We start from the raw sequence: 23057 nt of genomic DNA on the forward strand, positions 1-23057 counted from the left end.
TTACTCGTCTTCTTCATCTCGCAGCGGAACAATCAGCATATCCACGTGGACGGTGTTGATCAGCTGGCGCGCGGAGGACATCAGTTTGCTCCAGAAATCCTGGTGATGGCCGCAAACGACCAGGTCCATATCGTATTTCTTAATCGCATCGACCAGCACCTGACCCAGATCGCCGCTGCCGCTGAGGGTTTCGGTGATCGGATAGCCTGCGTTGGTGGAAAGCTCAGACAGCGCGTGGTGAGTCTCTTCGGAGATGCGTTTTTGCATATCGCCAAGATTGACGTCGATAAGACCGGTGTAGAGATCGGAGTAATTCACATCAACGTGAATCAAAGAAACTTTCGCGTTGTATGGGCGTGCCATGGATACCGCTTTATCAACCAGCACTTTGCTCTCCGGGGAGAGGTCTACCGCGATGAGAATGTGTTTGTAAGCCATAGTGTTACTCCTTCCTTAAGTTATCGATGACTATCAGGTAAGCCGTCGCCTTTATGTCTTCATTACGGCCCAGTTCAACAAATTTTTCAAGCTTTGGTGTTGATAACGATTAACCTTGTGGCAAAAAAATTAACGGATCTCCTACACTATTTAATGAGCCGTTCGGATATTAAAACGTGAACCCGATCGACTTTCGTCATTCTTTCACTGATCTGTCTGTCAGGGCATTGGGGTGCGGTTGTCCAGAGGCCTTGCTTCGTGGGCGGGCGCCGGGGAGGAAGTATGATTAGCACCGTCGCATTGTTTTGGGCGTTATGTGTGGTTTGCATAGTGAATATGGCGCGTTATTTCTCATCGTTACGCGCGCTGTTAGTGGTACTTCGTGGTTGCGATCCGTTGCTTTATCAGTATGTGGATGGTGGAGGCTTCTTCACGTCGCATGGACAGCCCAGCAAACAGATGCGTCTGGTGTGGTATATCTACGCCCAGCGCTATCGCGATCATCATGACGACGAATTTATCCGTCGCTGTGAGCGCTTGCGTCGTCAGTTCATTTTAACCAGCGCCCTGTGCGGGCTGGTGGTGGTGAGTATGGTGGCGCTGGTCATCTGGCACTGAGTGAGCAGGAGGCGGGGTGATGCCCGCCGTCCTGTGATCAGGGTTTAACGGTAAACCGAAGATTGGATACCTCATCCCGCAATGAGAAAACATTCCCGCTATATGAAATTGTCACTTCTCCATTTTTTTCAACGCTGGCACTGGTAATACTTCCTGTCCCTTCAAGGAAAGGCGTTATCGTTTTTAGCTGGTGCAGCACATCCACATCTTCCCCGTGGATCTCCGAGGAAAGATAGTAACGGTAGAGAGTAGGCACCGTCGCGCCGCCGCTGCTGTTGATGGTCATATAGAGCCAAACATGATCTGATAGCTTATAAGCTCTCTGCAGTTCGTCGCTGTCCCTGTTATCAGGCTGGTGACTGAGCCACAAAAAGCCTGCAACCAAAATAACCAGTGAAAGTGTGACCAGCCGATGTATCCATTTAATAGCCGTTTTGAATGGCATAATTTATTCCGTCTCTGATATTGCGTTGGTCAGTAGGGTCATCGCCATAGGGCGGTTTTTCATACCATTTTCCCCATTGTGGCTTCGAGGTACCTGCACGTCCCTGGGCCCATCCCGCTCCCATCAGTAAGATATTTGCAGGGATACCGGCTGCTGTTCCTGCCGCACCGAAATTAAAATTTCCAAAAGCCGCGAAGTAGGGATCAAATTTTTTGTAATCCCACGGGCCGCCATTCCTGACTTTTTGATAGAACCAATAATAGGTTGAGGCTGTTGCCATATTGCGTGACATTCCGCGCAGGCGGGCTTCCCGCATGTTGTTGGCGATAACGATAGACCCCGGCCCTGGGGTGGGTACAGAAGCCATTTTCCTTCCTCTAATCTTTTCTTTTTTTATGGTGAGGTTCGAGAGGATAAGCAGTAAATGGCGTTTCTTCTGTACAAAAAAAGCTCAGATTATTCTAATGTCATCAGCATGTTGGAAGCTAAATTAAAATGAGTGCAAAAAAAAAAGCGGGTCAGTTTCCTGACCCGCTTTTTCATTGCTTATCCTGCATTAAATCAGTTTCAGCGAGATCCAGTACAGACCGCCTGAAAGCAGAATGGACGCCGGGAGGGTGAACACCCAGGCCATCAGGATGTTGGTCACGGTTTTACGCTGCAAACCGCCGCCATCAACAATCATCGTACCGGCAACCGAAGAAGACAGAACGTGGGTGGTTGAAACCGGCATACCGGTGTAGCTCGCCAGACCGATAGAAACAGCCGCTGTCATCTGCGCGGACATACCCTGCGCATACGTCATGCCTTTCTTACCAATCTTCTCGCCGATGGTGGTCGCCACTCGACGCCAGCCAATCATGGTGCCGATACCCAGTGCCAGCGCGACCGCCATGATGATCCAGATAGGCGCGTACTCAATGGTATTGAGCATATCGCTTTTCAGTTTCTTCAGCAGACGCTGGTCATCAGCGTTCACTTCCGGCAGCTTCGCCACTTTATCGGTCACATCAGAGATGCACAGCATAATGCGACGCATCTGACCACGTTGTTCTACGGTCAGTTTGTCATAGCTTTCGATATCGCCCAGCATCCCTTTCGCACGTTCCAGCGCGTTAATCGCGTTGGCCGGGTGGCAGTGGAACTCGCCCGGTGCGGTTGCAGCGCCTGGCTCTGGAGAAGGAATGAGCTGATCAACGCCGGTGGCTTTCTTCAGCAGATCAGGGTGCTGCTGGAAGTAAACTTCGACGTTGTTGACGGCGTCACGGGTACGGGTGATTTCGTATCCGGTGGCATTCATGTTAACCACGAAACCTGCCGGAGCCACGCCAATCAGAACCAGCATGACCAGGCCGATGCCTTTCTGACCGTCGTTTGCGCCGTGAGAGAAGGCGACGCCGATAGCGGAAATAATCAGTGCAATACGGGTCCAGAACGGTGGCTTCTTCTTGCCATCTTTCTTTTCACGCTCTGCGGGTGTCAGGTGAATACGGGCGCGTTTTTTGGTACCGCTCCAGTAACGACGCAGGATGAAAATCAATCCACCTGCCACGACCAGACCCACAATAGGGGAGATAATCAGGGAGCCGAAGATCCCGACAACTTTAGGAATGTTCAGCGCATCAACCACAGACGTACCGGTCATGAGGGCATTGGTTAAACCGATACCGATAATCGCGCCAATCAGCGTATGAGAACTGGATGCAGGCAGGCCGAAATACCAGGTACCGAGGTTCCAGATAATGGCGGCAAGCAGCATTGAAAACACCATGGCGAGACCATGGCCTGAACTCACGTTCAGTAACAGGTCCGTTGGTAGCATGTGCACAATGGCATAGGCTACGCTGAGACCTCCGAGGAGAACACCAAAGAAGTTAAAGACAGCCGCCATAACAACCGCAACTTGCGATCGCATTGCGCGAGTGTAGATAACCGTTGCGACTGCGTTCGCAGTGTCGTGGAAGCCATTGATAGCTTCGTAAAACAGTACAAATGCCAGAGCAAGCAATAGTAAAAGCCCGGTATGTAAATCCAGACCAGCAAACAAATGTAGCATAGGACGTTACGCCATTTTGGAGGACATGAACGCGGCGCATTATCCAGGACAAATGCGCAACGGGCAAAGTGAAATATAGCTTTTTTTTGATATACCTTCTGCTTTGTTTGCGTCTGGTAAAGAAATATATTTTATATTTCAATTAAATGACTGACATATCGGTTTTTTGCGCTGGTGCGACCACATAGGAAACTTTACAATTCGAGCCTGTTAAACAAGAGGATTTCGACGTGGAAAGGTTTGATGCCGTAATTATTGGCGCCGGTGCGGCGGGAATGTTCTGTGCGGCCATGGCCGGACAGGCGGGTCGTCGTGTGCTGTTGCTCGATAATGGCAAGAAACCCGGCCGCAAGATCCTGATGTCTGGCGGGGGTCGCTGTAACTTTACTAATTTATATGTCGAACCCGCCGCGTATTTGAGTCAAAACCGTCATTTTTGCAAATCTGCTCTGGCGCGCTATACCCAGTGGGACTTTATCGATCTGGTCGGTAAACACGGCATTGCGTGGCACGAAAAGACGCTCGGTCAGCTGTTTTGCGATGACTCCGCGCAGCAGATTGTCGATATGCTGGTGGCTGAATGCGAGAAGGGCGGTGTGACCACACGCCTGCGTACCGAGGTGCTGAGCGTCTCGCGTGACGACAGCGGCTACACGCTTGAACTGAACGGTGACACGGTCAGCGCGGACAAACTGGTGATTGCCAGCGGTGGTCTGTCGATGCCGGGGCTTGGCGCAACGCCGTTCGGCTATAAAATCGCCGAACAGTTTGGTCTGAAAGTCCTGCCGACCCGCGCCGGTCTGGTGCCGTTCACCCTGCACAAACCGCTGCTGGAGCAGCTTCAGACGCTTTCCGGCGTGTCGGTGGCATCGACCATTACCGCCGAAGACGGCACCCTTTTCCGCGAAAACCTGCTGTTCACGCACCGTGGCCTGTCAGGCCCGGCCGTGCTGCAAATCTCCAGCTACTGGCAGCCGGGGGAATTTGTGACGGTGAATTTAGTCCCGGACTGCGATCTGGCGGCGTTCCTCGATGAACAACGCGCCGCGCATCCGAATCAAAGCCTGAAAAACACGCTGGCGATGCAGCTGCCGAAGCGTCTGATTGAGTGCCTGCAACTGCTGGGGCAGATCCCGGACGTCACCCTCAAGCAGCTCAACGTGCGCGATCAGCAGGCGCTGGTCGAGACGCTGACCCACTGGCGCGTTCAGCCAAACGGCACCGAAGGCTATCGCACGGCGGAAGTGACGCTTGGCGGCGTGGACACGGATGAACTCTCGTCCCGTACGATGGAGGCCCGTAACGTCCCTGGGCTCTATTTTATTGGTGAAGTAATGGACGTGACAGGCTGGCTGGGCGGATATAACTTCCAGTGGGCCTGGGCGAGCGCCTGGGCCTGTGCGCAGGCACTGGCGGAATAAGCGGCACTGAAAAAGCCCGAAGCCATTCGGGCTGATATCGAGAGAATACGGACTTTCCCGCTACTCTTCCTGCAATTAGCAGGTATCCTTAGGGATCTGTTGTTGGTCGTTCATTTTTCGATTTCGCGGATCTCACCACACTATGCAAAAAATGTTAAGAATGCCGCTGCTACTGGCATTGTTGTCGTGTCTGATACTGACGCCCTTGTTCTCTCATGCAGACGACGCGCCAACGCAAACCGAGGCGGAGCAGCCTGTAAAGGTCAACGTCAGCACGGCGCTGCCTGCGCTCCAAAAGCGCCTGGATACCCTCAAGCAGCAGGTCTCTGCGGTTAAAACCGACAAAAAATTCACCGCCCTGAATGACGATGCCCTAAAGCTTGCCGAAGACGCGAACAAACTGGCCGTTATCCTTGCGCCGCAGCTGACGCAGATTCAGGCGCAGCTCGACGTACTCGGCCCGGCGCCCGCTCCGGGCACCGTTACCGAAACGGCGCAGGTGGTTGGCCAGCGTAAGCAGCTTAATAACAGGAAAACGCTGCTAACGACCCAGATTGAACAGATCAAAGCCATCGCCGTTAACGCCCAGAATCTCTCCAGCCAAATCTACGGGCTGCGCCGTGATGCGCTGAAAACGCAGATCGCCCTGAATACCGGCAGCATTTTGGGTGAGAAATTCTGGTCGCCTCTGATTTCTCCTAACGAAAAAGACACGCAGCGGTTTGACGAATTCGGCTCGCAGATCGGCGATGCCTGGGATCAGGCCTGGAGCGAAGACTGGTATATCGGTTCTGGCTTCTATCTGCTGTTAGCGCTGGTCATCGGCCTGTTCGGGCGCAAGGCGCTGGACAAACCGATGAACTGGATCTTGCCGCGCTGGCTGCCGCAGGGACGTTTTCGCCGCAGCTTCCTGGCCTGTTTCACGACGCTGAGCACCACGGTGACGCTCGGCATCAGCATGCAGCTGCTGTGCTATATCTTCACACGTTTGCCAGACACGTCCCGTCTGGTGCTGGATTTTGCCGATCAACTGGTTGAGCTGACCTATTTCTCGGCGGTGATTGCCGGGCTGGGTGTCGCGCTGCTGTCGAACAGCCATCCGTCGTGGCGTCTGCCGGGCATCGCTGACTCGCTGGCGAAAACGCTCGCCTCGTTCCCGATCCTGCTGGCGGCGTTTATCTTTATCTTCGGCATTATCGAGCAGCTGAACGGGCTGGTCGGGTCGAGCATTGATGCAACGCTGTTCGGCAACGGCTTGTCAGCACTGCTGGTGGCGCTCAACTGCCTGATCGCCCCCATCCGCGTTAACCGTATGCGCCGTAAAATGCGTGCCGAAGGTGAGCAAACCGAGGCGCGCTCGACGATGGCGGGGCTGATCCACCTGGTGATCAGTCTGACGGCGTTTGTCATTCTGATTGCCCTGCTGATCGGTTACATCCCGCTGGCGCGATTTGTCACCTTCGAACTGCTGTGGATTGGCCTGGTGGTCAGCTGCCTGTACCTGCTGATTCATTTCGTGGTGGATTTGTGCGAGGCCGTGTTCTCGCCCACGACCCACAGCGGCAAGATTTTACAAAGTACCCTCAGCCTCAATGAGCGCCATCTGTCGCTGGCCTCCACGCTGTTTTCTGCGCTGGGTAAAACCATGCTGCTGCTGATGGCCGTCGTGGCGCTGCTGAACGGCACTTTTGGCACCACCACGCCGCTCGAATTAGTGAGCAAAATCGCGGATATCTGGGGCGGTAAGGGCCTCGAGAGCATGAATATTATCCCGGCGCATGCGGTCAATGCCGTGGTGTGCCTGGTGGTCGGGTGGTATATCCTGCGCTCCTCGCGCCGCTGGCTGGATCACGATTTCCTGCCAAAAACCACGATGGACAGAGGGCTTCGCGCCTCGCTGGTGACGCTCTTTACCAACGTCGGCTACGTGCTCCTCATTATGCTCACCCTCTCGATGCTCGGCATTGAGTGGAACCGTCTGGCGTGGATCGTCAGCGCCCTGTCGGTCGGTATCGGTTTTGGCCTGCAGGAGATTGTGAAGAACTTTATCTCCGGTCTGATTCTGCTGACAGAACGTCCGGTGAAAGTGGGGGATCTGGTGAGTATCAGCGGCGTCGAAGGGGATATTCGCCGCATCAACGTTCGTGCGACAGAGATTCAGCTCGGCGATAAATCAACGGTGATCGTGCCGAACTCGCAGCTGATTTCCCAGAACGTGCGTAACGCTACCATGGGCAATGCGCAGGGCGTGGCGACTATCACGCTGACCTTCCCGCTGGATATCGATCCGGAACAGGTGCGCAATTTGCTGCTGGATGCCTATACCCTGCATGAGTCGATTCTGGAAGCGCCCGCGCCGTCGGTCAGTTTCAAGGAACTGGGGCCGAACGGGATTGTGCTCAGCGTGACCGGGTATGTAAACAGTCCGCGTATGGTCAGCTCTACGCGCAGCGATTTGCTGTATGAGATCCTCAAAATGCTGCGTGCGGCGGGCATTAGTCTGAGCCAGACTCAAACGATGGTGCTGGAGCAACCACATAAAATCACGCCAGTGGAAGAGGCGTAAATTCTCATTTATCCCGTCGCAGCCTGACGGTGATAAACTTCTTCAGGGCTGGCAACGGCCCACTTTTCATTTTGTCTGTTTTTTGAATTCTGCATGGTGTGTGTTTTGTTCTTAAAAAGGGTTGTGTAATGACATCTGCTCATCTCGGTTTCCCGACGGAAACCGTTGTTGTATTCGTAGTGATGGCGGTGGGGGCGATGTTTATCGATCTCTTCATGCATCGCCACGACAAACCGGTCTCGCTGAAAAGCGCCGTAATGTGGTCCATTTTCTGGCTCATGTTAGCAATGGCGTTTGCCGGGTTCCTGTACGTTCACCACGGCGCCGAAATGGCGAGCCTGTTCCTCACGGGTTATGCGCTGGAAGAGGTGCTGTCCGTCGATAACCTGTTCGTGATGATGGCGATTTTCGCCTGGTTCGGTGTACCGGATAAATACCGTCACCGCGTGCTCTACTGGGGCGTGCTCGGGGCGATTGTCTTCCGTGGGATTTTCGTGGCGATCGGCACCAGCCTGTTGAGCCTTGGGCCATACGTCGAAGTGATTTTTGCGCTGGTGGTCGGCTGGACCGCGCTGATGATGCTCCGTCGTAACGAAGAGAGCGACGAGGTCGAGGACTATTCTCACCATCTGGCCTATCGGCTGGTGAAACGCTTTTATCCGGTCTGGCCGAAGATCAGCAGCAACGCGTTTCTGCTGACTCAGAAAGAGGTGGACGCCGAGCTGGAAAAACCGGAAAACCAGGATGTGATGGTGGGCCGCGTGAAGAAAGCGAAGCGCTACGCCACGCCGCTGCTGCTGTGTGTGGCGGTGGTGGAGCTGTCGGACGTGATGTTTGCCTTCGACTCCGTGCCCGCGATTATCGCCGTCAGCCGTGAACCGCTGATTATTTACAGCGCCATGATGTTTGCGATCCTCGGCCTGCGTACGCTCTATTTCGTGCTGGAAGCGATGAAACAGTATCTGGTCCATCTGGAGAAATCGGTGGTGCTGCTGCTGTTCTTCGTGGCCTTCAAGCTGGGGCTAAATGCGACCGACCACTTCTGGCATCACGGCTATAACATCACCGCGAACATGAGCCTGTTTGTGGTGTTGGGCGTGCTGGCGTTAGGGATCATTGCGAGCGTGGTGTTCCCCGGGAAACGAGCGGCCTGACGCCCTTATCCCGGCTCTCTCCCTAGTGTGAGGGGACAAAAACAAAAACGGCAACCCTGGGTTGCCGTTTTGCATTTATTTAATAGGCGAATGACGTCGCGCTCTTGGCGGATGGAAATGCCGCCAGTGCGGGTCCTGCGCTGCGGCCAGCAGTTCATGATCGCCACGCGTATCGCCCCAGGCGCGCAGGTGGTAATCGTTCAGATTGCCGTAAACCCTCTCCAGCCGCGCCACTTTCTGCGCGCAGCGACAGTTATGCCCGGTGATGCGGCCGGTCAGTTTCCCGTCCACCACTTCCAGCTGCGTGCCAATCAGTTTAATGCCGAGCTTATCGGCCCAGGGCTGCAATACCAGCGCCGGAGAGGCTGAACAGATCGTCACTTCCGCGCCGGAGTTGACCTCCGCCGCCACGGCCATCACGCCTGCCGGGCGCATCAGCTTGCTCCAGTATTTCTCGCAAAACAGCTCGGCCTGCTGGCGCAGCCAGTGCTCGTCCACGCCCGTCAGGAACGTCCTCACCAGCACCTCTTTCAGCTCGTCGCGCGTCAGTTTACGGCGTACGCAGTTGATGGTGGGCAGCGCCATACGCACCAGACGCCCGGCAAAGTAGCGTTTACCAAAGGCAAAGCGCAGAAAGGGGATAAAGCTGTCGTGATGCGTCAGCGTTCCGTCAAAGTCGAAAACGGAAAGCACGCTGGATTTTGCCACTGCCTCATCGGCAATCATATTGGTCATAAATAGGTCTTTGCTGAAATACACATTCTGCACATTAGTTTACCTGCTTTACCTTCACAGTCCCGCAATCACGTACTTTTTTTTCACAAAGTTGCGACCCGGCGGCAAAGTCCGTTTTTGGACCTCGCTGTGATTGGATGAAAAGTGAGCTGCCTATATTATCGCCACCTCGAAAGCTGATTCGAGGGAACATTGCCCCCTCACGCGTAAGGAAGAATTCACTCACTTCTTAGAACCTTTATGATGTTTAGACTGCTAATTTCAACCCTGCTGTTAAGTGTTGCTTCGTTTTCCGCAATGAGTTTTGAACTGCCTGCCTCGATGTTATCGCAACAACATGAGCTGTCGTTTTCACCGGCAAAAACGTCGCTTGAGCATCAGGATACTGACCCGCTGCGTGGCCGTATGTTGACGCAATACCAAAAATGGAAAGGGACGCGCTACCTCTGGGGTGGGTCTACGCATCACGGCGTTGACTGCTCGGCGCTGATGCAACATCTGTTTAGCGATGCCGCTGACCTCTCGCTGCCGCGTACCACAGGCGAACAGATCAACCGTGGCGTGCAGGTGGCGGAATATCGCCTCAAAGCCGGGGATCTGATTTTCTTCCAGACGGGTCCGCACCGCCGTCACGTCGGTGTGTATATCGGCGATCAGCAATTTATCCATGCCTCAACCAGCGCGGGGGTGACGGTTTCAACCCTGGCGAACCGCTACTGGCAGACGCACTTTATTACCGCCCGCCGGGTGACGGGCAGTGATGCCTAAATAATATCGTCCACGACGCCGCCATCCACGCGCAGTGCAGCGCCGGAGGTGGCGGACGCCTGGGTGGAACAGACATAAACCACCATATTGGCGACCTCTTCCACAGTCGATGCGCGCTGAATCACCGACGTTGGGCGATTGGCCATGACAAACTCTTTCGCCAGCTGCTCAAGCGGTTTGCCGGTTTTCTCCATTTCATCTTTCATCATCGCCGCAAACCCATCGGACATCGTCGGCCCCGGCAGGACGCTGTTCACGGTCACGCCGCTACCCGCCACGAATTTCGCCAGGCCGCGCGCCAGCGACAGCTGCGCGGTCTTCGTCACGCCGTAGTGGATCATATCCGCAGGAATGTTGCAGGCCGATTCGGACGAGATAAACACCACCCGACCCCAGCCTTTTTGCACCATGCCCGGCAGCAGGGCGCGCGACAGACGCACGCCGGACATCACGTTGGTCTGCCAGTAGCGATTCCAGGTGTCATCGTCGGTGGCGTAAAAATCTTCCGGCCCGTAAACCCCGGCGTTGTTCACCAGGATATCGACGTTCGACGCCACCTTCAGCACCGATTCCACGCCTTCAGATGTGCTGAGATCGGCGATTGTCGCCCGCACCTGCACGCCAGGCACCGCCTGCTGAAGCTGCTGAATACCGTTATTGACCGATTCCGCGCTGCGCCCGTTAATGATCACTTCGGCACCGCTCTCCGCCAGTCCGCGAGCGATGGCAAGCCCAATCCCGCCCGTTGAAGCGGTGACCAGTGCGACTTTCCCCGTCAGATCGATTTTCATGGTCTGTTCCTTATGATGATAAAAGTTCAGACCATAAAGCGTAGCAGTTTAGAGAGAAGCGGGATTTCAAACACGCGCAGTTTTGGCCGTTAATATTAAATAGAAGCGACAATGCGCTGCAAAGAAAAGTTCCCCGGAATTTATCCTTTTAATTAAAGAAAACGCCCTTTTTCGCTTTGGTTAAGCATTCGTTTACTATTTCTCTTCGTCGCGTACTGAAATATATCTTTAACATGGCGTGAGCAGGTTCACATAATTAATTCTCAATGACCTGCTGTGTAACGTTATGTTATTGAAGTTATTTTATGTGATCCCTTCGCTTGTAATCCTTTTTTTATTATTCCTCTCTTAATTTTTTCCTAATAAAAGAACGTTACTTTGGGGTTAGTTGAGGCTTTGTTGACATTAATGAAGGTCCGACTGGATTTTATTTCAACTTTATTTAAAAAACATCCCGCACTATTTCGGTGAGTTGCCTGTAAAGACAGTCAGTTGATGATGCCTTTAATACCGCAAGGAAATTAATAATGAGTGATTTTCTGCCTTTTTCACGCCCGTCGATGGGTGCGGAAGAAATAGCAGCCCTGCAGGATGTTCTGGCGTCGGGCTGGATCACCACCGGGCCAAAAAACCAGGCGCTGGAAGAGGTATTTTGCACCCTGACAGGAAACCGTCACGCGATTGCCGTTAGCTCAGCCACGGGCGGAATGCACGTCACGCTGATGGCGCTGGGTATTGGTCCCGGCGATGAAGTGATCACCCCGTCCATGACCTGGGTGTCGACGCTGAATATGATCGTGCTGTTGGGCGCCACGCCGGTGATGATCGACGTCGATCGCGATAACCTGATGGTCACGCCGGATGCGATCGAAGCGGCCATCACGCCGCGCACCAAAGCCATTATCCCGGTGCATTATGCCGGCGCCCCGGCGGACATTGACGCCATCCACACCCTTGGCGAGCGCTACGGGATTCCGGTGATCGAAGATGCCGCCCACGCCGCCGGAACTTACTACAAAGGCCATCACGTCGGCTGGCAGGGGACGGCGATCTTCTCCTTCCACGCCATCAAAAATATGACCTGCGCAGAAGGCGGGTTAGTGGTGACGGATGACGAACAGCTGGCGCAGCGCATTCGCAGCCTCAAATTCCACGGTCTTGGCGTTGATGCGTTCGACCGTCAGACGCTTGGCCGCGCGCCGCAGGCGGAAGTGATCTCTCCGGGGTTTAAATACAACCTCGCGGATATCAACGCCGCGCTGGCCCTGGTGCAGCTCGGTAAACTGGGCAATGCCAACCACCGTCGCGCGGAGATCGCCAGCCGCTATTTGCTGGAACTTGCCGACACGCCGTTCATGCCTCTGAGCGTACCCGCCTGGCCGCATCTGCACGCCTGGCATCTGTTCATCATTCGCGTGGACGAAGCCAAATGTGGCATTACCCGCGACGCGCTGATGGAAGCCCTGAAAGCTCAGGGCATCGGCACTGGTCTCCATTTTCGCGCCGCCCACACGCAAAAATACTACCGCGAGCGCTTCCCGGATGTGTCCTTACCGAACACTGAATGGAACAGCGCGCGTATCTGTTCACTCCCTCTTTTCCCGGATATGACTCATGACGACACAACCCGCGTCATTGCCGCGCTCCATCAGCTTGCAGGACATGGACATGTTTAGCACACCGCCTGTAAAAAAAGTCTCGGTGGTGATCCCGGTTTATAACGAGCAGGAGAGTCTGCCGGAGCTGATTCGCCGCACCACAGCCGCCTGCGACACCCTGGGCAAGGAGTATGAAATCCTGCTGGTCGATGACGGCAGCAGTGACGACTCCGCGATGATGCTCACCGACGCCGCGCAGGCTGACGGCAGCCCTATCGTCGCGGTGCTACTGAACCGCAACTACGGGCAACATTCGGCGATCATGGCCGGTTTCAGCCACGTGACGGGCGATCTGATCATCACCCTCGACGCCGATCTGCAGAACCCGCCGGAGGAGATCCCGCGTCTGGTGGCGACCGCTGACGAAGGTTATGACGTGGTCGGGACGGTGCGCCAGAACCGCCAGGACAGCGTATTCCGCAAGCTGGCCTCACGCACCATCAACCGCCTGATCCAGCGCACCACGGGCAAAGCGATGGGCGATTACGGCTGCATGCTTCGCGCCTACCGTCGCCACATTGTCGATGCAATGCTGCACTGCCACGAGCGCAGCACGTTCATTCCGATTCTCGCCAATACCTTTGCGCGCAAAGCCACGGAGATCCCTGTGCTGCACGCCGAGCGCGAGCACGGGGAATCCAAATACAGCTTCATGCGCCTGATCAATCTGATGTACGACCTGATCACCTGCCTGACCACCACGCCGCTGCGTCTGCTCAGCGTCTTCGGCAGCATCATTGCGCTGATGGGCTTTGCGCTCTCCGTTCTGCTGGTTGTGCTGCGTCTGGCCTATGGGCCGCAGTGGGCCGCGGAAGGGGTCTTTATGCTCTTCGCCGTACTGTTCATGTTTATCGGCGCGCAGTTTGTCGGCATGGGGTTACTCGGTGAGTACATCGGCCGAATCTATAACGATGTCCGCGCACGTCCGCGCTACTTTATTCAACGTGTTGTTCGTCAGGAACACACCTCCTCTCAGGAAGGAAATCACCCATGAAAGCCGTTGTTTTTGCCTATCACGATATGGGATGTACGGGGACATTAGCCCTTCTGGAAGCGGGTTATGACATCGCCGCGATTTTCACTCACCCGGATACCGCAGGCGAGAACCACTTCTTTAGCTCTGTGGCACGTATCGCCGCCGAACGTGAAATCCCGGTGTATGCTCCCGATGACGTAAACCATCCGCTGTGGGTGGACCGTATTCAGAAGCTCGCGCCTGATGTGATTTTCTCTTTCTACTACCGCAACCTGCTGTGCGATGAGATCCTCAGCGCCGCGACCGTCGGGGCATACAATCTGCACGGTTCCCTGCTGCCAAAATATCGCGGTCGTGCGCCGCTGAACTGGGTGCTGGTGAACGGCGAAACGGAAACGGGCGTGACGCTGCACCGCATGGTGAAGCGCGCGGATGCCGGGGCGATTGCCGCCCAGCAGCGCGTGAGCATTGAAGCGGATGACACGGCGCTGACCCTGCATCATAAACTCTGTAGGGCGGCACAGACGCTGTTGAATGATGCACTGCCTGCGCTGCGTCAGGGCATTCTCAAAGAGACCGAACAGAATCACAGTGAAGCCACCTGTTATGGCCGTCGTACCCCGGAAGACGGGCGTCTCGACTGGACCAGACCGGCAGCACAGCTGCACAACCTGGTGCGCGCGGTGACTGACCCGTGGCCGGGTGCCGTGGCTTATGTGGGGGCGAGTAAATTTATCGTCTGGAAATCCCGCGTGCGCGCGGACATTCCGGCGGCCAGACCGGGGACGGTCATTTCGGCTTCCCCGCTGATTATCGCCTGCGGTGAACAGGCGCTGGAGATTGTCACCGGCCAGACGGAGAACGGCGTATATATGCCGGGCACGCAGCTGGCGCAGTCCTTAGGGCTGGTGAATGGGGCACTGGTGACCAGCGCGCCGTATGTTGCCGTGAAGCGTCGTACCCGCGTGCTGATCCTCGGCGTGAACGGTTTTATCGGTAACCATCTGACCGAACGTCTGCTGAAAGACGACAACTACGAAATTTATGGTCTCGATATTGGCTCGGATGCGATCAGCCGTTTCCTCGACTGCCCGCGCTTCCATTTCGTGGAAGGGGATATCAGCATTCACTCCGAGTGGATCGAATACCACATCAAGAAATGTGACGTGGTGCTGCCGCTGGTGGCCATCGCTACGCCAATCGAATATACCCGTAATCCGCTGCGTGTCTTTGAACTCGATTTTGAAGAGAACCTCAAGATCATCCGCGACTGCGTGAAGTACAACAAGCGCATCATCTTCCCGTCCACCTCGGAAGTGTACGGCATGTGCACCGATAGCGTGTTCGACGAAGATACCTCGAACCTGGTGGTGGGGCCGATCAACAAACAGCGCTGGATTTACTCCGTCTCAAAACAGCTGCTGGACCGTGTGATCTGGGCCTATGGCGAAAAAGAGAATCTGCGCTTCACCCTGTTCCGTCCGTTTAACTGGATGGGGCCGCGCCTCGATAACCTGAACGCGGCGCGCATTGGCAGCTCTCGCGCCATCACCCAACTGATCCTCAATCTGGTGGAAGGTTCGCCGATTAAGCTGATCGAAGGCGGCAAACAGAAACGTTGCTTCACCGATATCAGCGATGGCATCGAAGCGCTGTTCCGCATCATCGAGAACAAAGACGGACTTTGCGATGGGGAAATTATCAATATCGGCAACCCGGAGAACGAAGCGAGCATCCGCGAACTGGCCGAAATGCTGCTTGCAAGCTTCGAACGCCACCCGCTGCGCGACCGCTTCCCGCCCTTCGCCGGTTTCAGCGAAGTGGAAAGCAGCAGCTATTATGGCAAAGGGTATCAGGACGTTGAGCACCGTAAGCCGAGCATCCGCAATGCGAAGCGCTGCCTGAACTGGACGCCGACGGTGGATATGGTTCAGACCATTGATGAAACCCTCGATTTCTTCCTGCGCACCGTGGAGCTGTCGGAACAGGCATCATGAAAAAAGTCGGTTTACGCATTGATGTCGATACCTTTCGTGGCACCCGCGACGGTGTGCCACGACTGCTGGAGCTGCTGAGCGAGCACAAGGTGCGCGCCAGCTTTTTCTTCAGCGTCGGGCCTGACAACATGGGGCGTCATCTGTGGCGCCTGTTTAAACCGACCTTTCTGATGAAAATGCTGCGTTCACGCGCGGCTTCCCTCTACGGCTGGGATATTCTGCTGGCGGGCACCGCCTGGCCTGGCAAGCGCATTGGTGCGGGGAACGAAGAGGTGATCCGCGCCGCTGCACTGAGCCATGAGGTGGGGTTACACGCCTGGGATCATCACGCCTGGCAGGCCTGGAGTGGCGTGTGGAAAATTCCCCGTCTGACCCGCGAAGTGGAGCGTGGTCTAATGGAGCTGGAAGCGATCCTCGGCCAGCCGGTTCACTGTTCTGCGGTGGCGGGCTGGCGCGCAGATCAGCGTGTGGTGCGAGCCAAAGAGCCGTTTTCATTTCGCTATAACAGCGACTGCCGGGGCAGTGGGCCGTTTTTACCGCAGCTCGGCGAGACCCGGCTCGGCACCGTGCAAATCCCGGTGACGCTTCCGACCTGGGATGAAGTGGTCGGGCGGGAAGTCACGGCGGAGAATTTTAACCGTTTTATTCTCGACTGCATCCATCGCGATACCGGCACGCCGGTCTATACCATTCACGCCGAAGTGGAAGGGATTGCGTATCAGCAGGATTTCGCCGCGCTGCTGCAACTGGCCGCCCAGGAAGGCATTCAGTTTTGCCCGTTAAGCGAGATGTTACCTGACGATCTCAGCACCTTGCCCGTCGGGAAAATCGTCCGTGATGAATTGGCTGGCCGCGAAGGCTGGCTTGGTTATCAACAAACCGTGAGCCCAGCGCCATGAAATCTGCGCGTTTTAGTGTCGCTCTTTTCGTTCTTTTTGCGCTTTACTATCTTCTGCCCGTCGATATTCGTCTGCTCTGGCAGCCGGATGAGACGCGCTATGCGGAGATCAGCCGTGAAATGCTGGCCACTGGAAACTGGGTGGTGCCGCATTTCCTGGGGCTGCGTTACTTTGAAAAACCGATTGCCGGGTACTGGATAAACAGTCTCGGTCAGATGCTGTTTGGCGACTCGAACTTTGCCGTGCGCGCCGGGGCGATCTTCTCTACGGGGCTGACCGCGCTTCTGGTTATCTGGCTGGCCTGGCGGATGTGGCGCGATAAACGCGTGGCGCTGACCTCGGGTGTGATCTTCCTGACTCTGCTGCTGGTCTACGGCGTAGGCTCGTACGCGGTGCTGGACCCGATGATCACCCTTTGGCTGGTCGCCGCGATGTGCAGCTTCTGGATGGCGGCGCAGGCGAATACCCGCGCAGGCAAAATCGGCGGTTACCTGCTGCTGGGGCTGGCCTGCGGCATGGGGGTGATGACCAAAGGTTTTCTGGCGCTGGCGGTGCCGGTTGTCGCCGTGCTGCCGTGGGTCGTCGTGCAGAAACGCTGGAAAGAGGTGCTGTTGTACGGTTGGCTGGCGGTTCTGAGCTGCGTAGCGATCGTCCTGCCGTGGGCGCTGGCGATTGCCCATCGCGAGCCGGATTTCTGGCGCTACTTCTTCTGGGTCGAGCATGTCCAGCGTTTCGCCAGCAGCGACGCCCAACACAAAGCCCCGTTCTGGTACTACCTGCCGTTCCTGATGGCCGGGAGCTTACCGTGGCTGGCGCTGTTGCCCGGCGCATTGCGCCTCGGCTGGCGTGATGTGAAAGAGGCGCGCGGTGGGTTCTATTTGTTAGGCTGGGTGGTGATGCCGCTGCTGTTTTTCAGTATCGCGAAAGGCAAACTGCCGACCTACATTCTGCCGTGCTTCGCGCCGCTGGCAATGCTGATGGCGCGCTATGCCTGGTCGCTTGTCGGAAACGGGGTCAAGGTCCTGCGCGTCAACGCGATCATCAACCTGGCGTTTGGCGTGCTGGGCGTCGTCGCGGCGCTGATCGTTTCGCCGTGGGGACCGACCAGACATCCGGTCTGGACTTCCGTCGAGCTGTACAAAGTCTTCTGCGCGGTAGTGGCATTTCTGGTCTGGGCGCTGGTCGGTTTGTGGACGCTACGCCGGGCGCAGCAGCGCTGGTGGCTGGCGGCGCTCTGTCCGCTGGGGCTGGGACTGTTGCTCGGGTTTGTGGTGCCGAATCGGGTGGTGGATTCCAAGCAGCCGCAGTCGCTGGTGGAGACCGTGCGACAACCGTTAACGGAGAGCCGCTTTGTGCTGGCGAACAACGTCGGCATTGCCTCCGGGCTGGCGTGGGACCTGAAACGCAGCGATATCATCATGTTTGGTCAGAGTGGCGAGCTGAAATACGGCCTGGATTATCCTGACGTGCAAGGACGCTACGTGGGCAAAGATGATTTCCGTCGCTGGCTGGCGGAACATCGCGCGCAGGGGAAAATTTCGCTGGTGATTCTGCTGTCGAAAAACGATGACCTCGCGCGCGCCGATCTGCCGAAACCGGACAGTCTCTATATTCAGGGACGTCTGGCTTACCTGCAGTATCTCCCGCAATGACGGTCTGGATCTGGCTGGGACTGGCAAGCCTGCTGAGCTGCGCGGGCCAACTCTGCCAGAAACAGGCCACGCGCCCGGCAAAAGACGGCGGGCGAGGGAGGCATATCGTCTTCTGGCTCGGCCTGGCGCTGCTGGCACTGGGCGTCGGCATGGTGCTGTGGCTGATGGTGCTCCAGCGTTTGCCGGTAGGGATTGCCTACCCAATGCTGAGCCTGAATTTTGTCTGGGTGACGCTGGCAGCGAAAGCGTTCTGGCGCGAGAAGATCGCGTTCCATCACTGGCTGGGCGTGGGGCTGATCATGGCCGGCATTGTGCTGCTGGGAGGTAGCCTGTGAAGGGGGCATTCTGGGCGCTGTGCAGCGTCGTGCTGGTGAGCGGGGCGCAACTCCTGCTGCGCTCGGCGATGATGGCTTTGCCGCCGGTCGCTGAGCCGATCGCATTGCTTAGGGCATTTCAGCACTTTGCCCCCGGCAGCGGCATGTTGCTGCTGGGCTTAAGCGGTTATGTCGCGTCGATGGGCTGTTGGTATCTGGCGCTGCACCGCATGGCGCTGAGCAAGGCCTATGCGCTGCTCAGCCTGAGCTACATTCTGGTGTGGATTGCCGCTATCGTGCTACCCGGCTGGAATGATACGTTCTCCTGGACCGGGCTGGCGGGTGTTGGGCTGATTATTGCAGGGGTGTTGGTCATTTTTTGGCCAGTGGTGCAAAAGGCGAAATAGATTCAGGTGTCAGCGTAAAAGGCGTTGGCGTACAGACCGCCAGACTCAGGGACCCAAACTGAAGCTGACTCACGGAGTGCGGCTGCTTTGCCGCGCTGTCGATGCTGACGATTTGCCAGGCACTGCCGCCGCGTTGTTTAACGATCGCTTCTTTGCGCGTCCAGATGCGCCAGAATGCCTGCAGTTTTTCCTCGGGCGTTTCGCGCTCCAGCTCATGATGTTCGGCCACGCTGAACACGGCGTTGGCCAGCGCCTGCCAGTTATCACGCGGGCGAATCACTTCGATATCGCACCCCACTTCGCCTTCATCGCTCAACAGCAGGGCAATATCATCGCCGCTGTGGCTCAGGTTAAACCACAGGGGATGATCGCCCACAAACGCCGGTTTTCCCTGTTCGCCAAAGACGATTTCCGGCAACGGGGCGGGCGATAACGCGCGGGTGAGCAGCGTCCGGCCCGCTAACCAGCGGGCGCGTCGGGCACCTTCGGGCGCCCTGTCTGCCAGCGCTGATGCATAGGGATCAGCGTTAAGAGTGGAAATTTTTCCCAGTACAAACTGGTACATAGTCACGCCCAGCGTTTGATGATGATCGAAGTATTGATGCCGCCAAATGCGAAGTTATTGCTTTGCAGATATTCACAATCAATCCGGCGGGCTTCCCCCATAATATAATCTAAAGCACCGCATTGCTCATCCGGTTGTCTTAAATTGAGGGTCGGGGCGAACCAGCCTTCGCGCATCATTTGCAGGCTCATCCACGCCTCCAGCGCGCCGCAGGCACCGAGCGTATGACCGAAATAGCTTTTTAACGACGAAATCGGCACGTTATCGCCATAGATCGCCGCCGTCGCCAGGCTTTCAGCCATATCACCGCGATCCGTCGCCGTACCGTGGGCGGAGATGTACCCCATATCCATCGCGCTCAGTCCCGCCATTTTCAGCGACTTTTCCATGCAAATTTGCATGGTTTCACGCTGCGGCTGGGTGATGTGGGCGGCGTCGCAGTTGGTGGCGAAGCCGACGATCTCCCCGTAGATAGTCGCGCCGCGTGCTTTGGCGTGCTCCAGCTCTTCCAGAATCAGCGTGCCTGCGCCTTCGCCAATCACCAGACCGTCGCGCTGTTTATCGAACGGAGACGGGGTAGTTTTCGGCGCATCGTTGCGCTGGCTGGTGGCAAACAGGGTATCAAACACCGCCGCTTCTGACGGGCAAAGCTCTTCCGCGCCGCCCGCGACCATCACCGTCTGATAACCGTGGCGAATGGCTTCCCACGCATAGCCAATCGCCTGGCTGCCGGAAGTGCAGGCGCTGGAGGTCGGAATCACGCGCCCGCGCAGGCCGAAGAACAGACCGGTGTTGACCGCCGTGGTGTGCGGCATCATCTGCACATAGGTCGTGCCGGTGATGTTGTTGGTATGCTTTTCCGTCAGCATGGTGGCGAATTCGCTTACCGGGCCGGTACTGCCGGTGGACGAGCCGTAAGCGATCCCGGTCTCGCCGTTAGTCAGTACCGCTTCGCCAATCAGCCCGGCCTGCTCCAGCGCTTTTTCGGTGGCGCGCGTCGACAACAGCGACACACGGCCCATCGCGCGGATGCGTTTGCGGGTGTAATGCTCCGGCAGGGTGAAATCATCAATCGGTGCGCCAAGCAGGGTGTGCAGCCCGTCATAGACCTGCCACTCGGGCATTTTGCGCACCGCATTTTCACCGGCAAGAAGTCCCGCCGAAACCGACTGCCAGTCCTCTCCAAAGGCGGTGACGCCGCCCATGCCTGTAATGACCACGCGACGTGTCATAGCATTCCTCCGTTAATGGAAATGACCTGGCGGGTCACATAGCCCGCAATATCTGACATCAGGTAACTGGCCAGGCCAGCCACTTCGTCAGCCTGCCCCATACGTTTCATTGGGATGATGGACATCGCCTCTTTCAGGGCGGCCTCTTCCATTTCGATCATTCCGGTGTCAATCAACCCCGGTGCCATACAGTTGACGGTGATTTTGCGCTTTGCCAGCTCAATCGCCAGCGCTTTGGTGGCGCCGATGATTCCGGCTTTTGCCGCGCTGTAGTTTACCTGTCCACGGTTGCCCATCACGCCTGATACGGAGGAGAGCGTGATAATCCGCCCGCCTTTGCGCAGGCCAATCATCGGCATGATGCACGGGTGAATGACGTTATAAAAACTGTCGAGATTAGTGTGGATCACGCTGTCCCAGTCATTCTCGCTGAGGGCGGGGAACGCGCCGTCGCGGGTGATACCGGCGTTGCTGACCACGCCATACCACGCGCCGTGGGTCTCGATCTGCTGCTCCAGCACCTCGCGGCACTGCTCGCGATTGCCGACGTCAAAAGAGAGCAAACGGCCCTGGCCGCCTGCCTGCTGGATAGACTCCAGCGTCTGCTGCGCGCCCTCGGCGTCGCGGTGATAATGCACGCCCACGATAAACCCGTCAGCGGCGAGTTGTCGGGCGATAGCGCGTCCGATGCCTTTGCTGGCTCCGGTGACCAGAACGGAACGATTCATGTGGATGATTCCTGATTAAAAAGCGAAGTTAACTCTTCCGCGCTCGGCTGGAAGGTATTGACGCGGCCTGTTGCCAGCGTGGTGCCGTCTGCGGCAATGGTGCATTCGAAGCTGCCAAAACGTTCGTCCTGCATCAGCAGCTTCACACTGATTGTCAGCGCGGAACCCGCCGGGAAGCGCCCTTCGGCGCACACCAGCTCACGCGCGCCCAGCACCATACCCAGCGCGATACTGCTTTGCCCCTGCTGGTGGCGATGCCAGCCGGACCAGACGCCGACGGTCTGCGCCATCAGCTCAAGGGCATACCAGCCGGGTAGATCCCCATCGGCAGTGAGAAACGGTGCCAGCACGCTCTGAGGGCTGACACGCACGCCACACGCGGCGCTCTCGTCCGTGACGTTTTCCACCGTTTCCAGCAGCAGCATCGGTGCATCGTGGGGCAAATACTCCACGGGCGATAAATAACTCATGATACTCTCCCCAGCAAAATGCTGGCGTTGTTGCCGCCAAACGCGAACGAATTAGACAAAATCACCGGTTTTTCCAGCGCGACGGGCTGATGCAGCACGCCGCAGGGCGGCAGGCTCGGATCGGGTGCGTAGCGGGTAAAATCCTGCGCCGGCAGCGGCAGATCGCGGGTCAGGAGCAGCCAGCTAAGCGCGGCTTCCGTAATGCCCGCCGCGCCCAGCGTGTGGCCGGTCAAATATTTGGTTGAACTGCATGGAACCGCCTCGCCGAAGAGGTCATGTACCACCTGCGACTCAATCTGGTCGTTCAGCGGCGTCGCCGTGCCGTGCAGGTTGATATAGCCAATCTCATCCGGCTTCAGGCCCGCTTCGTTAAGCGCCTGGGTGATGGCGCGAATCGCCCCTTCGCCCTGCGGATGGGGGGCGGAGATGTGGTAGGCATCGCTTGATTCGCCGGTGCCCAGCAGCGCGACGGGCTGCGGTTCGCGGGTCAGAATCATCAGCGCCGCGCCTTCGCCGATGGTGATCCCGCGACGGTCGCGGCCAAACGGCTCGCACAACGTGGTGGAGAGGGATTCGAGGCTGTGGAATCCGTTGACCGGCATCCGGCTCAGCGTATCCGCACCACCAACGATGGCGATATCCGCCAGCCCGGCGTCAATCAGACGACGGCCGCTGATGATTGCGCGCGCGCTTGAGGAACAGGCTGTAGAGAGCGTAAACGCCGGGCCTTCGAGCTTCAGCCAGTTGGCGAGAAAGCGCGACGGATCGCCCAGCTCCTGCTGCGGGTACTGCCAGCGCGTACTCGCTTCGCCGTTCAGGGACAGACGCACGTGCTCATCGCCCTCATCCAGCCCCGAGGTGCTGGTGCCGAGTACCACGGCCACGCGGTCGTGGCCGAAACGGGCAATCGCCTCGTCAACGGCGGGCTGGATCTGCGCCAGCGCAGCCAGCAGCAGCTGATTATTGCGCGTGCGGTGAGCGGCGGCGTGATCCGGAATCGGCGGCAGTTCGCCCTCGACGCCGCCGAGCACGATCTCCTCACCGCCCTGAAGCCAGCCTGCGCGGCTGTGCATGCCCGGTGCGACGCCACGCGCCAGGTTTTCGGCGATCTCGTTGGCCGAATTACCCAGCGCATTCACCATGCCCACGGCAGAAATATAGATCATC

Annotated in this window: 23 protein-coding genes; 12 read left to right on the forward strand and 11 right to left on the reverse strand. The window is 57.0% G+C overall.

Annotation, left to right across the window (positions count from 1 at the left end; all coding sequences use genetic code 11):
• A complete protein-coding gene (uspA, locus tag DAI21_RS05740; protein ID WP_003861223.1) occupies positions 1 to 438 on the reverse strand; it encodes a universal stress protein UspA in 438 nt (145 codons plus the stop codon).
• Between the two features lie 282 nt (positions 439 to 720).
• Here uspA and uspB point away from each other — a divergent pair, with 282 nt between their 5' ends.
• Positions 721 to 1056: a universal stress protein UspB gene (gene uspB / locus DAI21_RS05745; protein WP_095283811.1), complete on the forward strand. Its 336-nt coding sequence runs from the start codon at positions 721 to 723 to the stop codon at positions 1054 to 1056.
• A 37-nt stretch (positions 1057 to 1093) separates the two neighbouring features.
• On the opposite strand, the gene DAI21_RS05750 is transcribed toward uspB, so the two are convergent.
• From DAI21_RS05750 to pitA, 3 genes are all read right to left on the reverse strand, one after another.
• A complete protein-coding gene (locus DAI21_RS05750) occupies positions 1094 to 1501 on the reverse strand; it encodes a hypothetical protein (RefSeq protein ID WP_107702668.1) in 408 nt (135 codons plus the stop codon).
• Positions 1479 to 1868, reverse strand: a complete 390-nt coding sequence (locus DAI21_RS05755; RefSeq protein WP_199174676.1) for a polymorphic toxin type 44 domain-containing protein — start codon at positions 1866 to 1868, stop codon at positions 1479 to 1481. Before DAI21_RS05755 ends, DAI21_RS05750 begins: the two co-directional genes overlap by 23 nt.
• Before the next feature lie 189 nt (positions 1869 to 2057).
• Entirely contained in the window at positions 2058 to 3557 is a 1500-nt protein-coding gene (gene pitA, locus DAI21_RS05760; RefSeq protein ID WP_100778511.1) for an inorganic phosphate transporter PitA, read from the reverse strand.
• 230 nt (positions 3558 to 3787) lie between these two features.
• On the opposite strand from pitA, the gene DAI21_RS05765 reads away from it, so the two are divergent.
• From DAI21_RS05765 to DAI21_RS05775, 3 genes are all read left to right on the forward strand, one after another.
• On the forward strand, positions 3788 to 4978 hold the full coding sequence (locus tag DAI21_RS05765; protein WP_107702669.1) for an NAD(P)/FAD-dependent oxidoreductase: 1191 nt from the start codon (positions 3788 to 3790) through the stop codon (positions 4976 to 4978).
• Positions 4979 to 5120: 142 nt separating this feature from the next.
• Positions 5121 to 7544 (forward strand): DUF3772 domain-containing protein, encoded by a 2424-nt coding sequence (locus DAI21_RS05770; RefSeq protein WP_107702670.1) that lies wholly within the window; start codon positions 5121 to 5123, stop codon positions 7542 to 7544.
• A gap of 128 nt (positions 7545 to 7672) precedes the next feature.
• A complete protein-coding gene (locus DAI21_RS05775) occupies positions 7673 to 8698 on the forward strand; it encodes a TerC/Alx family metal homeostasis membrane protein (RefSeq protein WP_100778514.1) in 1026 nt (341 codons plus the stop codon).
• Between the two features lie 75 nt (positions 8699 to 8773).
• Here the strand turns inward: DAI21_RS05775 and DAI21_RS05780 are convergent, their stop codons facing one another.
• Complete coding sequence (locus DAI21_RS05780; protein ID WP_100780795.1) at positions 8774 to 9433, reverse strand: HAD family hydrolase; 660 nt, start codon at positions 9431 to 9433, stop codon at positions 8774 to 8776.
• 240 nt (positions 9434 to 9673) lie between these two features.
• Between DAI21_RS05780 and DAI21_RS05785 the strand changes: the two genes are divergently transcribed.
• Positions 9674 to 10201 (forward strand): C40 family peptidase, encoded by a 528-nt coding sequence (locus DAI21_RS05785; RefSeq protein ID WP_102105285.1) that lies wholly within the window; start codon positions 9674 to 9676, stop codon positions 10199 to 10201.
• Here the strand turns inward: DAI21_RS05785 and DAI21_RS05790 are convergent.
• The gene (locus tag DAI21_RS05790; protein ID WP_100778516.1) at positions 10198 to 10992 is read right to left on the reverse strand and encodes an SDR family NAD(P)-dependent oxidoreductase; all 795 of its coding nucleotides are present in this window, start codon (positions 10990 to 10992) and stop codon (positions 10198 to 10200) included. The two genes, DAI21_RS05785 and DAI21_RS05790, sit on opposite strands and share 4 nt — an antisense overlap.
• 527 nt (positions 10993 to 11519) lie before the next feature.
• On the opposite strand from DAI21_RS05790, the gene arnB reads away from it, so the two are divergent.
• Genes arnB through arnF form a run of 7 tightly spaced genes read left to right on the forward strand, consistent with a single transcriptional unit; the run spans position 11520 to position 18895 of the window.
• Positions 11520 to 12668 carry a UDP-4-amino-4-deoxy-L-arabinose aminotransferase gene (gene arnB / locus DAI21_RS05795; protein ID WP_107702671.1) on the forward strand — a complete coding sequence of 383 codons (1149 nt, stop codon included), beginning with the start codon at positions 11520 to 11522 and terminating at the stop codon, positions 12666 to 12668.
• Positions 12661 to 13644: an undecaprenyl-phosphate 4-deoxy-4-formamido-L-arabinose transferase gene (arnC, locus tag DAI21_RS05800; RefSeq protein WP_100778518.1), complete on the forward strand. Its 984-nt coding sequence runs from the start codon at positions 12661 to 12663 to the stop codon at positions 13642 to 13644. Before arnB ends, arnC begins: the two co-directional genes overlap by 8 nt.
• On the forward strand, positions 13641 to 15623 hold the full coding sequence (gene arnA / locus DAI21_RS05805; RefSeq protein WP_107702672.1) for a bifunctional UDP-4-amino-4-deoxy-L-arabinose formyltransferase/UDP-glucuronic acid oxidase ArnA: 1983 nt from the start codon (positions 13641 to 13643) through the stop codon (positions 15621 to 15623). The genes arnC and arnA overlap by 4 nt, the downstream gene beginning before the upstream one ends.
• On the forward strand, positions 15620 to 16522 hold the full coding sequence (gene arnD / locus DAI21_RS05810; protein ID WP_107702673.1) for a 4-deoxy-4-formamido-L-arabinose-phosphoundecaprenol deformylase: 903 nt from the start codon (positions 15620 to 15622) through the stop codon (positions 16520 to 16522). The genes arnA and arnD overlap by 4 nt, the downstream gene beginning before the upstream one ends.
• Positions 16519 to 18174, forward strand: coding sequence for a lipid IV(A) 4-amino-4-deoxy-L-arabinosyltransferase (gene arnT / locus DAI21_RS05815; RefSeq protein WP_107702674.1), 1656 nt, complete (start codon positions 16519 to 16521; stop codon positions 18172 to 18174). Before arnD ends, arnT begins: the two co-directional genes overlap by 4 nt.
• Positions 18171 to 18509: a 4-amino-4-deoxy-L-arabinose-phosphoundecaprenol flippase subunit ArnE gene (arnE, locus tag DAI21_RS05820; protein ID WP_107702675.1), complete on the forward strand. Its 339-nt coding sequence runs from the start codon at positions 18171 to 18173 to the stop codon at positions 18507 to 18509. Before arnT ends, arnE begins: the two co-directional genes overlap by 4 nt.
• Positions 18506 to 18895 carry a 4-amino-4-deoxy-L-arabinose-phosphoundecaprenol flippase subunit ArnF gene (arnF, locus tag DAI21_RS05825; RefSeq protein ID WP_107702676.1) on the forward strand — a complete coding sequence of 130 codons (390 nt, stop codon included), beginning with the start codon at positions 18506 to 18508 and terminating at the stop codon, positions 18893 to 18895. Before arnE ends, arnF begins: the two co-directional genes overlap by 4 nt.
• On the opposite strand, the gene acpT is transcribed toward arnF, so the two are convergent.
• The 5 genes from acpT to DAI21_RS05850 are packed head-to-tail and all read right to left on the reverse strand — an operon-like array spanning position 18861 to position 23056.
• Positions 18861 to 19460: a 4'-phosphopantetheinyl transferase AcpT gene (acpT, locus tag DAI21_RS05830; protein ID WP_107702677.1), complete on the reverse strand. Its 600-nt coding sequence runs from the start codon at positions 19458 to 19460 to the stop codon at positions 18861 to 18863. The two genes, arnF and acpT, sit on opposite strands and share 35 nt — an antisense overlap.
• A 2-nt stretch (positions 19461 to 19462) precedes the next feature.
• Positions 19463 to 20692 (reverse strand): beta-ketoacyl-ACP synthase, encoded by a 1230-nt coding sequence (locus DAI21_RS05835; RefSeq protein WP_100778525.1) that lies wholly within the window; start codon positions 20690 to 20692, stop codon positions 19463 to 19465.
• Positions 20689 to 21420 carry a 3-ketoacyl-ACP reductase FabG2 gene (locus DAI21_RS05840; protein WP_107702678.1) on the reverse strand — a complete coding sequence of 244 codons (732 nt, stop codon included), beginning with the start codon at positions 21418 to 21420 and terminating at the stop codon, positions 20689 to 20691. Before DAI21_RS05840 ends, DAI21_RS05835 begins: the two co-directional genes overlap by 4 nt.
• On the reverse strand, positions 21417 to 21890 hold the full coding sequence (locus DAI21_RS05845; RefSeq protein ID WP_199908236.1) for a 3-hydroxy-fatty acyl-ACP dehydratase: 474 nt from the start codon (positions 21888 to 21890) through the stop codon (positions 21417 to 21419). Before DAI21_RS05845 ends, DAI21_RS05840 begins: the two co-directional genes overlap by 4 nt.
• Complete coding sequence (locus tag DAI21_RS05850) at positions 21887 to 23056, reverse strand: beta-ketoacyl-[acyl-carrier-protein] synthase family protein (protein WP_107702680.1); 1170 nt, start codon at positions 23054 to 23056, stop codon at positions 21887 to 21889. Before DAI21_RS05850 ends, DAI21_RS05845 begins: the two co-directional genes overlap by 4 nt.
• Between the last annotated feature and the right edge of the window lies 1 nt (position 23057).

The organism is Lelliottia sp. WB101, from assembly GCF_003051885.1.
GTDB lineage: Bacteria > Pseudomonadota > Gammaproteobacteria > Enterobacterales > Enterobacteriaceae > Enterobacter > Enterobacter nimipressuralis.